The organism is Quisquiliibacterium sp. (genome assembly GCF_982640115.1).
Window position 1 is genome coordinate 1 of record NZ_CEXFHW010000100.1, and the last position, 14639, is coordinate 14639.

At 68.8% G+C, this 14639-nt stretch carries 10 protein-coding genes and 1 pseudogene; 1 reads left to right on the top strand and 10 read right to left on the bottom strand.

The window, feature by feature from the left end:
* The 7 genes and pseudogenes from parC to AC2H6A_RS12120 form a co-directional block, all read right to left on the bottom strand.
* Window positions 1-2059 (bottom strand): annotated as a pseudogene (gene parC, locus AC2H6A_RS12090) (DNA topoisomerase IV subunit A); the annotation flags it as partial.
* Window positions 2059-4038 (bottom strand): DNA topoisomerase IV subunit B, encoded by a 1980-nt coding sequence (locus AC2H6A_RS12095; protein WP_484273853.1) that lies wholly within the window; start codon window positions 4036-4038, stop codon window positions 2059-2061. The pseudogene parC and the gene AC2H6A_RS12095, both read right to left, overlap by 1 nt.
* 156 nt (window positions 4039-4194) lie before the next feature.
* Window positions 4195-4329: a hypothetical protein gene (locus AC2H6A_RS12100; protein WP_484273854.1), complete on the bottom strand. Its 135-nt coding sequence runs from the start codon at window positions 4327-4329 to the stop codon at window positions 4195-4197.
* Between the two features lie 12 nt (window positions 4330-4341).
* Window positions 4342-6009, bottom strand: a complete 1668-nt coding sequence (locus AC2H6A_RS12105; RefSeq protein ID WP_484273855.1) for an MFS transporter — start codon at window positions 6007-6009, stop codon at window positions 4342-4344.
* 120 nt (window positions 6010-6129) lie between these two features.
* Window positions 6130-6783, bottom strand: a complete 654-nt coding sequence (locus AC2H6A_RS12110) for an aromatic-ring-hydroxylating dioxygenase subunit beta (RefSeq protein ID WP_484273856.1) — start codon at window positions 6781-6783, stop codon at window positions 6130-6132.
* A 1-nt stretch (window position 6784) separates the two neighbouring features.
* Window positions 6785-8092, bottom strand: a complete 1308-nt coding sequence (locus tag AC2H6A_RS12115) for a Rieske 2Fe-2S domain-containing protein (RefSeq protein WP_484273857.1) — start codon at window positions 8090-8092, stop codon at window positions 6785-6787.
* A gap of 103 nt (window positions 8093-8195) precedes the next feature.
* Window positions 8196-9866, bottom strand: coding sequence for an AMP-binding protein (locus AC2H6A_RS12120; RefSeq protein WP_484273858.1), 1671 nt, complete (start codon window positions 9864-9866; stop codon window positions 8196-8198).
* Between the two features lie 193 nt (window positions 9867-10059).
* Between AC2H6A_RS12120 and AC2H6A_RS12125 the strand changes: the two genes are divergently transcribed.
* Window positions 10060-11169 (top strand): CaiB/BaiF CoA transferase family protein, encoded by a 1110-nt coding sequence (locus AC2H6A_RS12125; RefSeq protein WP_484273859.1) that lies wholly within the window; start codon window positions 10060-10062, stop codon window positions 11167-11169.
* Between the two features lie 81 nt (window positions 11170-11250).
* Here AC2H6A_RS12125 and AC2H6A_RS12130 read toward each other — a convergent pair whose 3' ends face one another.
* The 3 genes from AC2H6A_RS12130 to AC2H6A_RS12140 form a co-directional block, all read right to left on the bottom strand.
* Window positions 11251-12882, bottom strand: coding sequence for a class I adenylate-forming enzyme family protein (locus AC2H6A_RS12130; RefSeq protein ID WP_484273860.1), 1632 nt, complete (start codon window positions 12880-12882; stop codon window positions 11251-11253).
* A gap of 44 nt (window positions 12883-12926) precedes the next feature.
* Window positions 12927-14057, bottom strand: a complete 1131-nt coding sequence (locus AC2H6A_RS12135) for an iron-containing alcohol dehydrogenase (RefSeq protein ID WP_484273861.1) — start codon at window positions 14055-14057, stop codon at window positions 12927-12929.
* Between the two features lie 9 nt (window positions 14058-14066).
* The coding region (locus AC2H6A_RS12140; protein WP_484273862.1) for an ABC transporter ATP-binding protein at window positions 14067-14639 on the bottom strand (573 nt) is incomplete at its 5' end.

Genomic DNA, 14639 nt, shown 5'->3' on the forward strand with positions numbered 1-14639 from the left:
CGCGATCGAATACCAGCGCCCTGCCCTCGCCCGACAGGCACAGCACCCGGTCATGCTCGGGCGCGAAGACCCCGGGCGCAAGCGGCTCGTCGCCCTCGTCAAGGGTGAGGAAGGCCTTGCCCTGACGGTTGCGGCCGCCGAGATCACCGGCCTGGCAGACCAGCCCGACACCCTGCCGGGTGGCCAGACACACCCCGGCGTCGGCCGCAGCCGCAAAGAGATGATCGAGCCGCGTGCCCGCTTCGAGCTCGACCAGGGTGGTGATCGGCACGCCGTCACCGCGGGCCGAGGGCAGCTGCGAGACCGCCACCGAATACACCCGGCCGTTGCTGCCCACGCCGTAGACCGAATCGGTGGTGCTCACCTCCCACGCACCGGAGAGGCTGTCGCCGGCCTTGAACTGGAAGGCGGCGGCGTCATGACCGTGCCCCTGACGGGCGCGTACCCAGCCGCGCGCCGAGATGATCACGGTGACCGGCTCCTCGACCACGCGCACGCCCAGGACGGCGCGCCGCGACTCCTCGATGAGCGTGCGGCGGTCATCACCATACTGCTTCGCATCCTGCTCGATCTCGCGCACCACCTGGCGACGCATGGCGGCCGGACTGGCGAGCAGCGCCTCCAGCCCGCGCTTGCGCTCGACCAGCTCGGCCAGCTCGCGCTCGATGCGCAGGGTCTCGAGGCGCGCGAGCTGACGCAGGCGGATCTCGAGGATGTCATCGGCCTGCCGCTCGGTGAGGCCGAAGCGCGCGATCAGCGCCGGCCGCGGCTCGTCGGATTCGCGGATGATGCGGATCACCTCATCGATGTGCAGCAGGATGAGCTGCCGCCCCTCGAGGATGTGGATGCGCGCATCGACCTCGGCCAGCCGGTGGGCCGCCCGGCGGGTGACGGTCTCGAGCCGGAACCGCGCCCACTCGCCGAGCACCTCGACCAGCCCCTTCTGGGCGGGCCGGCCGTCAAGACCGATGCACACCAGATTGACCGCGAGGCTGCTCTCCAGGCTGGTGTGGGCCAGCAGGGTGGTGAGCAGTTCCTGGGGCTCGATGCGCGAGCTTCGCGGCTCGAACACCAGGCGCACGGCGGCGTCCTTGCCCGACTCATCGCGCACGGCATCGAGCACCGCCAGCACGGTCTGGCGCGTCTGGAGCTGTTCCGGCCCGAGCGACTTGCGACCCGTCTTGACCCGCGGATTGGTCAGCTCCTCGATCTCCTCGAGGACCTTCTGAGCCGACACGCCATGCGGCAGTTCGGTCACCACCAGCTGCCACTGCCCGCGGGCGAGATCCTCGATGACATGGCGGGCACGCAGCCGCAGCGAGCCGCGGCCAACGGCGTAGATCTCGCGCAGGTCGGCGGGCGACGAGATGACCTGGGCGCCGCCCGGAAAATCGGGGCCCGGCATCAGCGCCATCAGCGCATCGAGCGAACTGTCGGGCTCGCGCACCATGAGGGCGGCGGCCGCGGCCACCTAGCGCAGGTTGTGCGGCGGAATCTCGGTGGCCATGCCCACGGCGATGCCCGAGGCGCCGTTGAGCAGCATCATCGGCAGACGCGCCGGCAGCTGCCGCGGCTCGCGGGCCGAGCCGTCATAGTTGGGCACGAAATCGACCGTGCCCTCGTCGATCTCGTCGAGCAGCAGCCTGGCATGACGGGTGAGGCGGGCTTCGGTGTAGCGCATGGCCGCCGCACCGTCACCGTCGCGCGAGCCGAAGTTGCCCTGACCGTCAATCAGCGGATAGCGCAGCGTGAAGGGCTGGGCCATGCGCACCAGCGCCTCGTAGGCCGCGGTGTCGCCGTGCGGGTGGAAGCGGCCCAGCACATCACCGACCACGCGCGCGGACTTCACCGGCTTGGCGCCTTCGGCAAGGCCCATCTCGTTCATGGCGTGCAGGATGCGCCGCTGCACCGGCTTCTGGCCGTCGCCAAGGTCGGGCAGTGCCCGCCCCTTGACCACGGAGATCGCGTAGTCGAGGTAGGCGCGCTCGGCGTAGCCGGCAAGGTCGAGCGACTGGCCGGCCGAGGGCGGCGGCAGGTTGGCGAACAGGTCGTCGGTCATCAGATGTCCACCTCGGCCTCGTTGCCGCGCGCCTCGAGCCAGGCGCGCCGCGCCGCGGCCTCGCCCTTGCCCATGAGCATGGTGAAGCGCTCGGACGCGGCCTGCTCACCCGCCTCGCCCACCCGCACCGGCAGCAGGCGCCGCGTGTCGGGGTTCATGGTGGTCTCCCAGAGCTGCTCGGCGCTCATCTCGCCCAGCCCCTTGAAGCGGGAGATGCTCCAGGCGCCTTCGCGCACCCCTTCCTTGCGCAGCCGGTCCTCCACATGGCGCAGTTCGCCGTCGTCGAGGCAGTAGAGCTTGCGCATCGGGCGTCGGCCCTGGGCCGGGACATCCACCCGATAGAGCGGCGGCCGCGCGATGCAGACATGGCCGCGCGCGATGAGCCGCGGAAAGTGCCGGTAGAAGAGCGTGAGCAGCAGCACCTGGATGTGCGAGCCGTCGACATCGGCATCCGAGAGGATGCAGATCCGGCCGTAGCGCAGCCGGGAGAGATCGGGCTCGTCGGCCGCGCCATGCGGATCGACCCCGATGGCCACGGCGATGTCGTGGATCTCGTTGTTGGCGAACAGCCGGTCGCGCTCGGTCTCCCAGGCATTGAGCACCTTGCCGCGCAGCGGCAGGATGGCCTGGAACTCCTTGTCGCGCCCCTGCTTGGCCGAGCCGCCGGCGGAATCACCCTCGACGAGGAAGAGCTCGTTGCGGGTGAGATCGGTGGACTCGCAATCGGTGAGCTTGCCGGGCAGCACCGCCACGCCGGAGCTCTTGCGCTTCTCCACCCGCTGCGCGGCACGGCTGCGGGCCTGGGCCTGGCGGATGACGAGTTCGGCCAGCCGCCGGCCCTGATCGACATGCTGATTGAGCCAGAGCTCGAGCTGCGGGCGCACCAGCGAAGAGACCAGCCGAAGCGCATCGCGGGAATTGAGGCGCTCCTTGATCTGGCCCTGGAACTGTGGATCGAGCACCCGTGCCGACAGCACGAAGCTCGCCCGCGCGAACGCATCTTCGGGCAGCAGTTTCAGCCCCTTGGGCTGCAGCGAGTGCAGTTCGATGAAGGAGCGGATGGCGCCGAACACGCCGTCGCGCAGCCCGGCCTCGTGGGTGCCGCCGGCGGTGGTGGGAATGAGGTTCACATAGGACTCGCGTACCAGCGGCCCTTCCTCGGTCCAGACCAGCACCCAGTGAGCGCCCTCGCCTTCGGCGAAGCTGTCATGGCCGGCGGGGTAGCGCTGATCGCCCTCGAGCGGCGGGATGAGCGGCTCGGGTGCGCCGCCCTGGGCCAGCGCCTCGCGCAGGTACCCGCGCAGGCCTTCGTCGTACTGCCAGGACCAGTCCCGGCCCGATTTCTCGTCGGCCAGGCGCACCCGCACCCCGGGCAGCAGCACCGCCTTGGACTGCAGCAGGCGGATCAGGTCGGCAAGCGGCACCTGCGCGCTGTCGAAATAGCGGGGGTCGGGCAGGCAGCGCACCCGGGTGCCGCTGCGGCGGTCACCGCGGGCAGCCGGACGTGAGGCCAGCGGCCTGGCCACCTCGCCACCGGCGAAGCCGATCTCGCTCACCTGACCATCACGCCAGACCGTCACCTCGAGCCGGCTGCACAGGGCATTGGTCACCGACACGCCCACGCCGTGCAGGCCGCCCGAGAAGCTGTAGGCGCCGCCGGCCTGCTTGTCGAACTTGCCGCCGGCGTGCAGCCGGGTGAACACGATCTCGACCACCGGTGCCTGCTCCTGCGGATGCAGGCCCACCGGAATGCCCCGGCCGTCATCCTCGACGCTGACCGTGCCGTCTGCGGCGAGATGGACCGCAATCTCGCGGCAGGCGCCCGCGAGCGCCTCGTCGGCGGCGTTGTCGATCACCTCCTGGATGATGTGCAGGGGGTTGTCGGTGCGCGTGTACATGCCGGGCCGTTGCCGGACCGGCTCCAGGCCCTTGAGGACCCGGATGGAGGCTTCGCTGTAATCGCCTTTGCGTGTCGCCATGGAGGATGCTCGGAGAGACGGCGCGCATTGTACCGGCGCCCGCCGGATCGGCACCTCAGCCCTTCAGGTCGCCAAGAGCGCGATCCGCCTCGATCCCCCTGCCCGGCTGACACCGGCCGCGGCGCCCGGGGAGGCGCCGCATGCCGGCCATCGGGCCTACTTCTTCGCCTCGCCGGCAGCCGGCTCGACGCTGTGCTTCTCACCGGTCATGTCGACATCGCCGCCGCCCTTCATCAGCAGCAGCATCGCAAGCCCGGCGATCACCACGAATCCAACGATGATCTTCCACATGCTTGGCTCCGATCATTCCTGCTCGAAGATGTCGACATCCTTGGTCTCGCGCACGAACAGCATGCCGATGACGAAGGTGACCATGGCGATGATGATCGGGTACCACAGACCGTTGTACATGTTGCCGGTCTGGGCCACGATCGCCAGCGCGGTGGCCGGCAGCAGGCCGCCGAACCAGCCGTTGCCGATGTGATACGGCAGGCTCATCGAGGTGTAACGGATGCGGGTGGGGAAGAGCTCCACCAGCATGGCCGCGATCGGGCCATAGACCATGGTCACATAGATCACCAGGATGGTCAGGATCAGCACGATCATCGGCTTGTTGACCTTGGCCGGATCAGCCTTGGCCGGATAGCCCGCAGCCCGAAGCGCATCGACGACTTCCTTCTTGAAGGCGGCATCGCGTGCCTTGGCCTGATCGGCCGGCAGGCCGGCCGCCGAGTACGACTCGATCGACTTGTCACCGATGGTGATCTTGGCCGTGCCGCTGCCCGCCGTGTTGTCATAGCTCACCGAGTTGGCCGAGAGCACCTGCTTGGCGATGTCGCAGGAGCTGGTGAACTTCACCGTGCCGGTGGGGTTGAACTGGAACGAGCACTCGGCAGGGTCGGCCACCACCGCCACCTTGTTCTTGGCCTGCGCCGCGGCGAGGTCGGGGTTGGCCGCCTCGGTGAGCGCCTTGAACAACGGGAAGTAGGTCAGCGCGGCGATCAGGCAGCCCGCCATGATGATCGGCTTGCGGCCGATGCGGTCGGACAGCGAGCCGAAGACGATGAAGAAGGGCGTGCCAAGCACCAGCGAAGCGGCGATCAGCAGGTTGGCGGTGGCGCCATCGACCTTGAGCGCGCCGGTCAGGAAGAACAGCGCATAGAACTGGCCGGTGTACCAGACCACCGCCTGGCCCGCGGTCAGGCCGACCAGGGCGAGGATGACGATCTTCAGGTTCTTCCACTGACCGAAGGACTCGGACAGCGGCGCCTTGGAGGTCTTGCCCTCCTCCTTCATCTTCTTGAAGGCCGGCGACTCGTTCATGCTCAGCCGGATCCACACCGAGATGCCGAGCAGCACGACCGACACCAGGAAGGGAATCCGCCATCCCCAGTCGGCGAAGGCCGCCTCGCCGATCGCGGTGCGAACGCCCAGGATCACCACCAGCGACAGGAACAGGCCCACCGTGGCGGTGGTCTGGATCCAGGAGGTGAAGGCGCCACGCTTGCCAGGCGGCGCATGCTCGGCCACGTAGGTGGCCGCGCCGCCGTACTCGCCGCCGAGCGCCAGGCCCTGCAGCATGCGCAGGATGATCAGGATCACCGGCGCGGCGATGCCGATGCTCGCGTAATTGGGCAGCAGACCCACGATGAAGGTGGACACGCCCATGATCAGGATGGTGACCAGGAAGGTGTACTTCCGTCCGATCATGTCACCCAGCCGGCCGAACACCAGCGCACCGAAGGGCCGCACGATGAAGCCGGCCGCAAAGGCGAGCAGCGAGAAGATCGTGCGCGAGGCCGGGTCGAGCGCCGAGAAGAACTGGTTGCCGATGATGACGGCGAGCGTGCCGTACAGGTAGAAGTCGTACCACTCGAACACCGTGCCGAGGGAAGAGGCGAAGATCACCTTCTTCTCCTCGGCGGTCATCGGCGCGCCCGAGGCCGCCTTGCCGTTCATTGTCGTTGCCATCGCGTCTTCTCCTTGGTGGTATGGGCGGCTTGTGCCAGCCGACCGGCGGAGTCTGTGGGGACGCGCTGACACGCCCCTGACGCGGTGCTTACGCGAACCTGACTGGTGCGACCTCCGGTTTCAGACCCAGGCCTGCAGCACGTAGTCGTAGACCGCACGACCATTCATGAGATCGACCCGCTGCAGACGGATGCGCAGCCCCTCGGGGGTACGGACGAGGCTGTGGCGATAGGTGCCGCCAAAGTGCCTGACATCATCACGGCGCAACTCCATCATCTGGAAGCGCGAACAGACCTCGATGCCATGGGCGCTGGCCGACTCGATCACGACATTGCCCACCAGATGGCTGGTGGCCCACTGCGGCGCCTGCGACCAGGCATTGGGATGGTTGAGCCGCCCCATGCGGATCTCCATGATCAGCCGGTCCTCGGCGAAGATGGAGGGCTGGCCCACCCAGTCGGTCTGTTCCTGCGCGATCGGCATCCAGTAGACGCCGTCGTCGGCGAACAGTCCGATCCAGTCCTGCCAGCATTTCGCGTCGAGCAGCGCGGCCTGGCGGTACAGGAAGTTCTCGACCTCGCGCTGCAGGTCGTGCGGGGTGGCCGGCACCGCCGGCACATACTGCGTGCCCTGCACGGCCGCATGACCGCGGCCGGTGTGATCGGGTGCGATCGATTCCGCACCGGTCATCGACTCGATCGCCTCGATGATCACCCCGCCGTCGAGGGCCTTGCCGACCAGGGCGGTGGTGTCGGTCTTGCTGTCGCCGCTCATCTCAGGCCTCCGCGGCGCCATCGGCGCCCATGTAGTCGGACCAGGCCCGGAACTGGTTGCGCATCACCACCTCCGAGGTGCCATGGTTGGACATCAGCACCCCGTCGACCTCGGTGTCGCCACCGGCATCACGGTGCAGGCTGACCCACTCGCCGCCCTGCGACTGCAGGCCCCACTGCGCCTTGGTCCAGTTCTCGAGATCGTCGGCATTGATCGGCGTGGCGGGCGAGTTGACCAGGTTGAAGTACCACATCGACCGCCGGTAGATCGCCTCGGGCACGCCCTTCAGCCGGAAATGCCAGATCTCGGAAAGGGTGCGATCCGCCGCCACCGGCCGCAGGCAGCGCAGCTGTTGCAGCGGCGACTGCACCGAGAGGTAGGGATAGATCAGCACATGGTGGATGTTGCGCGAGAGGTATTCCTCGGCGCGCGCCTCGCCATAGGCCTCGCGCAGCAGCGCCTCATGGGCGAGCGTGTCAGGGTCGGTGGGACGAAGGCCCATGTAGCCCTTGAGGATGCCGTGGCCATGCGGGAAATTGACCGTCTGCACCGAATCCCACTGGTCGAAGCTCGACGCGAAGGCCGACAGGTAGTGGAAGTGCAGCGGCGGCGTGCCGCCCTCGGCACGGATGCGGTTCTCGACCCGACGCGCGGGCACGCCGGTGGACTGATGGGTGACCGAGGGGTGCAGCGCGTCGAGCTGGTTCTCCATGAAGAACTTCCAGTTCGAGTGCTGCATGACCCGGTGGCAGTAGGGCACGACCTCGACCTCGCCCACCGGCGAGCGGTCGCACATGTCGTCGAAGGCCACCCTGGCTTCGCCAAGGAACTCGCGCAACGAAGGGCCGTCGTCGGCAAGGCTGGCAAACACGAAGCCGCGATAGCTGTCGACCCGCGCGGCCCGCTTCACATGGCAATCGGGGTTGTCGCGATTCATGCGGGTGCCCTCGTAGCCCCTGGCCAGCGGCAGCGCGCGCAGACGGCCGTCGAGGTGGAAGGACCAGGCATGGTAGGAGCACACGAAGCCGGTGCCGGTGTTGCCGCTCTGGTTGCCGCACAGCTGCACGCCGCGATGCGGGCAGCGGTTGTAGAGCACCCGCACCGAGCCGTCGCGATCGCGCACCATGATCATCGGTTGACGGCCGATGGTGAGGGTGTGGTAGTCGCCGGCGCGCGGCACCTGGCTCTCATGGCCGCAGTAGACCCACGCCTGCTCGAAGATGCGCTCCATCTCGAGATCGAAGATGGCGGGGTCGGTGTAGACGCTGCGGTGGACGCGGTCGGGCTCGACCAGGGCCTGTAGATTCATGGGCAATCCTTGGAGGCGCGAAACCCCTAATGGTAGCCGGGCCGAGGCCGGCCTTGCTTCGACGGGCCTTCCGGGTCGGGCGGGCTACCCGTCCCGCAGAGGTTCAACCCGCCCGCTGGAAGCGGTCGGAGCGCACGGCGATGCCAGCGCGCTCGCGGTCCCAGGTGTCGGCGGTGACGCCCTCGCGCCGCAGTTCGGCCTTCATGACCTTGTTGCTCGGCGTCTTGGGCAGTTCGGCCACCACCCGCACATAGCGCGGCACCATGAAGTGGGCCATGCGTTCGCGCAGGAAGGCGATCAGCTCGGCGGGATCGAGGCTGGCGCCCTGCATCGGGGCCACCACCACCAGCACATCCTCTTCGCTCATCTCGTTGGGTACGCCGATAGCAGCCACCTCGCGAACCGCCGGGAAGGCCTGCACGTCGGCCTCCACCTCGAAGGAGGAGATGTTCTCGCCGCGGCGGCGGATCGCGTCCTTCTTGCGATCGACGAAGTAGTAGTAGCCCTGGGCATCGCGCCGGAAGGAGTCGCCGGTGTGGAACCAGCCGTTGCGCCACGCCTCGGCGGTGGCCTTCGGGTTCTTGTGGTAGCCGCTGTTCATGCCCCAGGGCCGGTCGGTGCGCACGATCATCTCGCCCACCGTGCCATCGGGCACCTCGCAGTCGTTGTCATCGACCAGCCGGACATCGACCCCTTCGCGCTTGCGGCCGCAGGTGCCGCGCACCAGCGGGTTGGGCTCGGAGATGATCGGCGTGGAGATCTCGGTCATGTTGAAGATCGTGTAGATCTCGCAGCCGAAGCGGCGCGAGAACGCGGCGATGTCGCCGGCCAGCGGCACCATGAAGGCAAGCCGCAGCGGCGTGTCGGCATCGTCGGCTTTCGGCGGCAGTTTCTCCAGGAAACTTGCCATCACACCGAGCAGGAAGGTGGCGGTGGTGCCGGTGCGGCGCACCGTGTCGAGAAAGCTCGCGGTGTCGAAGCGATCGACGAAGGCCACCGAGCCACCGCGCACGAACATCACGAAGACCACGCCCATGCCACCGATGTGGAAGAGCGGCATGTTCACCAGGAAGCGGTCTTCGCCGGTGACGCAGGGCCAGGTCTGCGGCCCGGCATTCGTGTAGATGTGCAGATAGCTGGAGAGCACCCCCTTGGACGGGCCGGTGGTTCCCGAGGTGTAGATGATCGATTGCGGATCCCAGGGCTCGATCGGGCGTGCCGGCGGTTCGAGGCGACCGTGGGTGGGCAGCAGGACATCGGCGTAGTGATGGGTGCGCAGACCGGGGCACGCGACGCGCTCGCCCACCACCACCGCGTCGGTGAGCGCCGCCAGCCCGATGCCGGTCATGCGCGGTGCCAGATCAGCATGCACGATCGCCAGGCGAGCGTCGGAGTTCTCGATCACATGGGCGAGCACCGCGCCCTTGTAGGCGGTGTTGATCGGCACGAACACCGCGCCCAGGTAATTCAGGGCGAAGAACACCCGCAGATGCTCGCGGCTGTTCGGCAACCAGACCAGCACATGATCGCCCTGGGCCACACCCAGGCGCTGCAGACCCAGCGCGGTCTGGACGATCAGGTCGCGGAAGTGGCGGTAGGTCCAGCGCTCGCCGTCATCGCCGAACTCGATGAAGACCTTGTCGGGGCACTCGCGAACCCACCGCTCCATGAGCGCGCGGGTGACCACCTGGTCGCGTGCCGGGATGCGCGGATCGGTGGTTTCGGGGCGCTCGGGGGCGGCGGCAACCTCAATCGCCAGGGCGGAAGCTGTCATGGAGGATCTCCTGCGGGAAGGCTTCGGATCGACGCGATTCTGAACGACACGCGCGGGCCGGCCAAATTCCGGGAACCCCCGCCCCTGCGATGGCGGCCGGCCGTGAAACACGGCACGATCGCCGCCATCAGGGCGGCGCTCGGCTGCGGACACGGGGTCCGTGGCGGCCTCGTCAATAACCGGGGATGCTGACATGGGACCACTGGCAGGCTTGAAGGTTGTCGAGATCGCGGGCATCGGGCCCGGGCCGTTCTGCGCGATGATGCTCGCCGACATGGGCGCCGATGTGGTGCGGGTCGACCGCAAGGAGTCCTCCGACCTCGGCATCCCGGTGGATCAGCGCTTCGGGGTGCTCGGGCGTGGCCGGCGCTCGATCGCGCTCGACGTGAAGGCCGCCGGTGACCTGGCCACGCTGCGTGGCCTGATCGCGCAGGCCGATGTGCTGGTCGAGGGCTTCCGGCCCGGCGTGATGGAACGCCTCGGTCTGGGGCCCGATCAATGTCTTGCGCTCAACCCACGGCTGGTGTTCGGTCGCATGACCGGCTGGGGCCAGGAAGGCCCGATGGCCAAGGCGGCCGGCCACGACATCAACTACATCGCGCTTACCGGCGTGCTGGCAGCCATCGGTCCGGCCGATGGCGTGCCGTCGCCGCCGCTCAACCTCGTGGGCGACTTCGGCGGCGGCGGCATGCTGCTGGCCATGGGGCTGCTCGCCGCGGTCTATGAGGCAGGCCGCTCCGGCAAGGGGCAGGTCGTGGACGCGGCCATGGTCGATGGCGCGGCGCTGCTGATGTCGAGCATCTACGGCCTGCGCGCCGCCGGGCGCTGGACCGACAAGCGCGAAGACAACATCCTCGACGGCGGGGCGCCCTGGTACGGGGTCTATCTCACCGCCGATGACAAGCCGGTATCGGTGGCGGCCATCGAGGCGAAGTTCTACGAGGAGCTGCTGCAGAAGATGGGTCTGGCCGGCGCCGGCCTGCCCCCGCAGAACGATCGCAGCGGCTGGCCGACCATCCGCACCGCTTTCACCGAGACCTTCCGCAGCAAGACCCTCGCCCAGTGGTGCGCGATCCTGGAAGGCTCGGATGCCTGCTTCGCGCCGGTGCTCACCATGGGCGAGGCGCCCTCGCATCCGCACATGGCCGCGCGCGGCACCTTCGTGACCATCGATGGCGTGGTGCAGCCCGGCCCGGCGCCGCGCTTCAGCCGTACGCCCTCGGGCATCCGCCACTCGCAGCCGGCCAGCGGCCAGCATGGCGATGAAATCCTGCGCGACTGGGGTGTGCGCGCCGGCGGCTGAAGCCGGGGGGTCGCGGGATCGCCGGCGCTGAGGCTCGGACGCGGGCCGCCTGCGTGCCGGCGAGGCGCGCGCCCCGGCGCCTCAGCCGCCCCCGCCCTGCCCTACCTGCTCGCGGGCCTGGGCCTGCAGCACTGCGCGCTGGATCTTCCCGGTGGAGGTGCGCGGGAAGTCGGGCAGCACCGCCACATGGCGCGGCACCTTGTAGTCGGCCATCTGCCCGCGGCAGCGCTCGCGCAGCCCCGCCGCATCGAGCGTGGCGCCCTCGTGCAATTGCAGAAACGCGAACCCCACCTCGCCCAGGCGCCGATCGGGCACGCCCACCACCACCGCCTGCCGGATCTCGGGCAGCGCCTGCAGCAGGCGCTCGATCTCGGCCGGATAGGCATTGGAGCCGCCGACGATGAACATCTCCTTCAGACGCCCGGTGATCTTCAGATAGCCCTCGACGTCGAACTGGCCGAGGTCGCCGGTGCGAAACCAGCCTTCGGGGGTGATCGCCTCGGCCGTGGCCTGCGGGTTGCGGTAGTAGCCCTGCATGACCAGATGACCACGCACCCGGACTTCGCCCACCTCGCCCATCGGGCGGGGCGCGCCGGTGGCCGGATCGCAGACTGCCACCTCGAACTCGCCGATCGGCCGCCCCTTGTTCTCGCAAAGCACCGACAGCGGCGCATCATGCTCGCTGAAGACCGTGGCCGCGGTGGTCTCGGTCATGCCATAGACCGCCTGCAGGGATTGCAGCCCGAGTTCGGCGCGGGCTGCCAGCGCGACATCGGGCGTGACCGGCGCGCCACCGATCCACGCCGAGCGCAGGCAGGAGACATCACGAGGTCGGCGCCGGATCGCATCCAGGCAATCGATGAAGTGGGTAGGGATGCCGCCGAAGATGGTCACCCGCTCCCGCTCGATGGTGTCGAGCGCTTCGTCGGGCACCCACTGCGCCAGGGTGACCAGCGTGCAGCCGAGCATCACCATCGGAATCACCGCCGTGAAGGCGCCGGCCACATGATAGAAGGGCATGTGTCCGAGGATGATGTCCTGGGGGCCGATGCGCATCACCCGCGCCACATTGGCGGCATTGCGCATCACCCGATGGCCGTGCACAGCACCCTTGGGGTGTCCGGTGGTACCCGAGGTGTAGACGATGATGACCGGGTCTTCGGGTTGCTCGGGCGCGAGCGAGGCCCCGCGGGCCAGGCGCTGCTCGCCCTCCTCGCGCACGGCCTGCAGGTGCGTGCACCCGGGGCGCGAAACCGCCTCCCACCAGACCACCGCGCGCAACTCGGGCAGTTGCGGGTCCTGCAGCCTGCCTGGCGTGCTGGCGGCCAGCGTCGGAACCAGCCCGTCGATCATGCCCGCGTAATCGATGTCCCAGAAGCGGTCCATGCCGATCAGCACCCGTGCGTCGGACTGCCGCAGGATGTAGGCCACCTCGTCGGGCTTGAAGCGGGTGTTGACCGGTACGAGCATGGCCCCCAGCCTCACGCAGGCCATCCAGACCGACACCCAGTCGGGGCAGTTGGTCATCCACAGGGCCACGCTGTCACCGCGGGCAACCCCGAGCGCGGCCAGGCCGTGCGCCAGCCTGTCGGCATCGCGATCGAGCGCCGCGAAGCTCAGCCGGCGACCCAGGCCGGTGACCGCGATGCGCTCGGGGGTACGCACCGCGGTATCCCGCAGCGCCTGGCCGATGGTGGCGGTGGTCCAGTCCATGCAGGGGCTCTCCACGATGGGCAAGTGGGCGGGCGGACAGCCGATCAGAGCGATTCGATGAAGAGCTGGGCGTATTCCTCGGCCGTGGCCTTGCGCGGGTTGCCGAAGTGCGCCAGGTCGGCCAGGGCATGAGGTACCAGGTCGGGGATCATCTCGCGGGTGACGCCGATCGCGGACAGGCCGCTCGGCAGGCCGATGTCGGCATTGCGCCGGGCCACCGCGGCCGCGATGTCGGCGCCGGCATCCAGGCCCATGGCCTGACGCAGCCGCTCGTACTTCTCGACGCAGACGGCAGCATTGAAGCGCAGCACCGCCGGCAGGATCAGCGCATTGAGCGTGCCGTGGTGCGCCTTGAGGTCATGACGCCGCCCCACGGCGTGGCTCATGGCATGCACCGCGCCCAGACCCTTCACGAAGGCAAGCGCACCCTCGGTGGACGCCATCATCATCTCCCAGCGGGCCTGCCGGTCGGTGGTGCCATTCGCCACCGCGGCCTCGATGGCGCGCCAGCCGCGGCGAAGCCCGTCCAGACCGATGCCATCGGCGGGCGGGTTCACGGTGGGCGCGAGCACGGCCTCGATGCAATGGGTGATCGCATCCATGCCGGTGGCGGCGGTCATGCGCGGCGGCAGTCCGAGCGTGAGCTCGGGATCGCAGACTGCCGATCGCGGGATGAACTGCGGGCTGGCGAAGGTGAGCTTGCGGCCGTCCTCGAGGATGATCACGAAGCCCACCGACACCTCGCTGCCGGTGCCTGCGGTGGTGGGCACGCAGATCACGGGGGCAACGCCACGGACCTTCTTGCCGCCACCCTGCATCGGGTCGTACTGCGCAAGCGGCTCGCCCGAGACCGCGAGCAGCGCCACGGCCTTGCCCAGGTCCATGGATGAGCCGCCGCCAAGGCAGACCACGCCATCGCAGCGCTCGGCGCGGTAGAGGGCCAGCGCCTGCAGCGTGGCGCTTTCGGTGGGATTGCCCGGCGTGCCGTCGAAGACGGGGGCGCCGGCCGAATCGGGCACGGCCGCGAGCACCCGATCGAGCAGGCCGGCGGCGCGCACCCCGACATCGGTGACGAACAGCGGGCGGGTGATGCCCAGGCGACGGAACTCGTTGGGCAGCACCTTGATGGCGCCGACATCGAAGTGGGTGGTGGTCAGGTACGTGAGAACGGGCATGAGGATCTTTCAGAGACTGAGGTAGGTGCTCCAGAGGGTCCGGTCGGCGTCGAGCGCCGCCGAGCTGCCGCTCCAGGCCACCCGGCCGCGCGCCAGGATCACATGGCGGTCAGCCAGGCCGATCAGGCGATTGACGTACTTGTCGACCACCAGGATGGTCTGCCCGCTGCTTCGCAGGGCGGCCAGGCAAGCCCAGATCTCCTCGCGGATCAGCGGGGCGAGCCCTTCGGTGGCCTCGTCGAGGATCAGCAGCCGCGGGTTGGTGACCAGCGCGCGGCCGATCGCGAGCATCTGCTGCTCGCCACCCGACAACTGGTTGCCGAGATTGTCGCGCCGCTCGGCCAGGCGAGGAAACAGCCGGTACACGCGCGACGCGTCCCAGGGTTGGGCCGCACCGCTGCGATTGGCGGCAAACGCACTGAGGTGCTCGTGCACCGACAGATTCGGAAAGACCTGACGGCCTTCCGGGACCACCGCCACGCCCAATCGGGCAATGCGGTCGGACCCGGGCGAGTGCAGCGTCTGCCCGGCAAAGCGCACCTCGCCCGCCTTGTGCGCCAGCTGCCCGATCAGCGCGCGGAT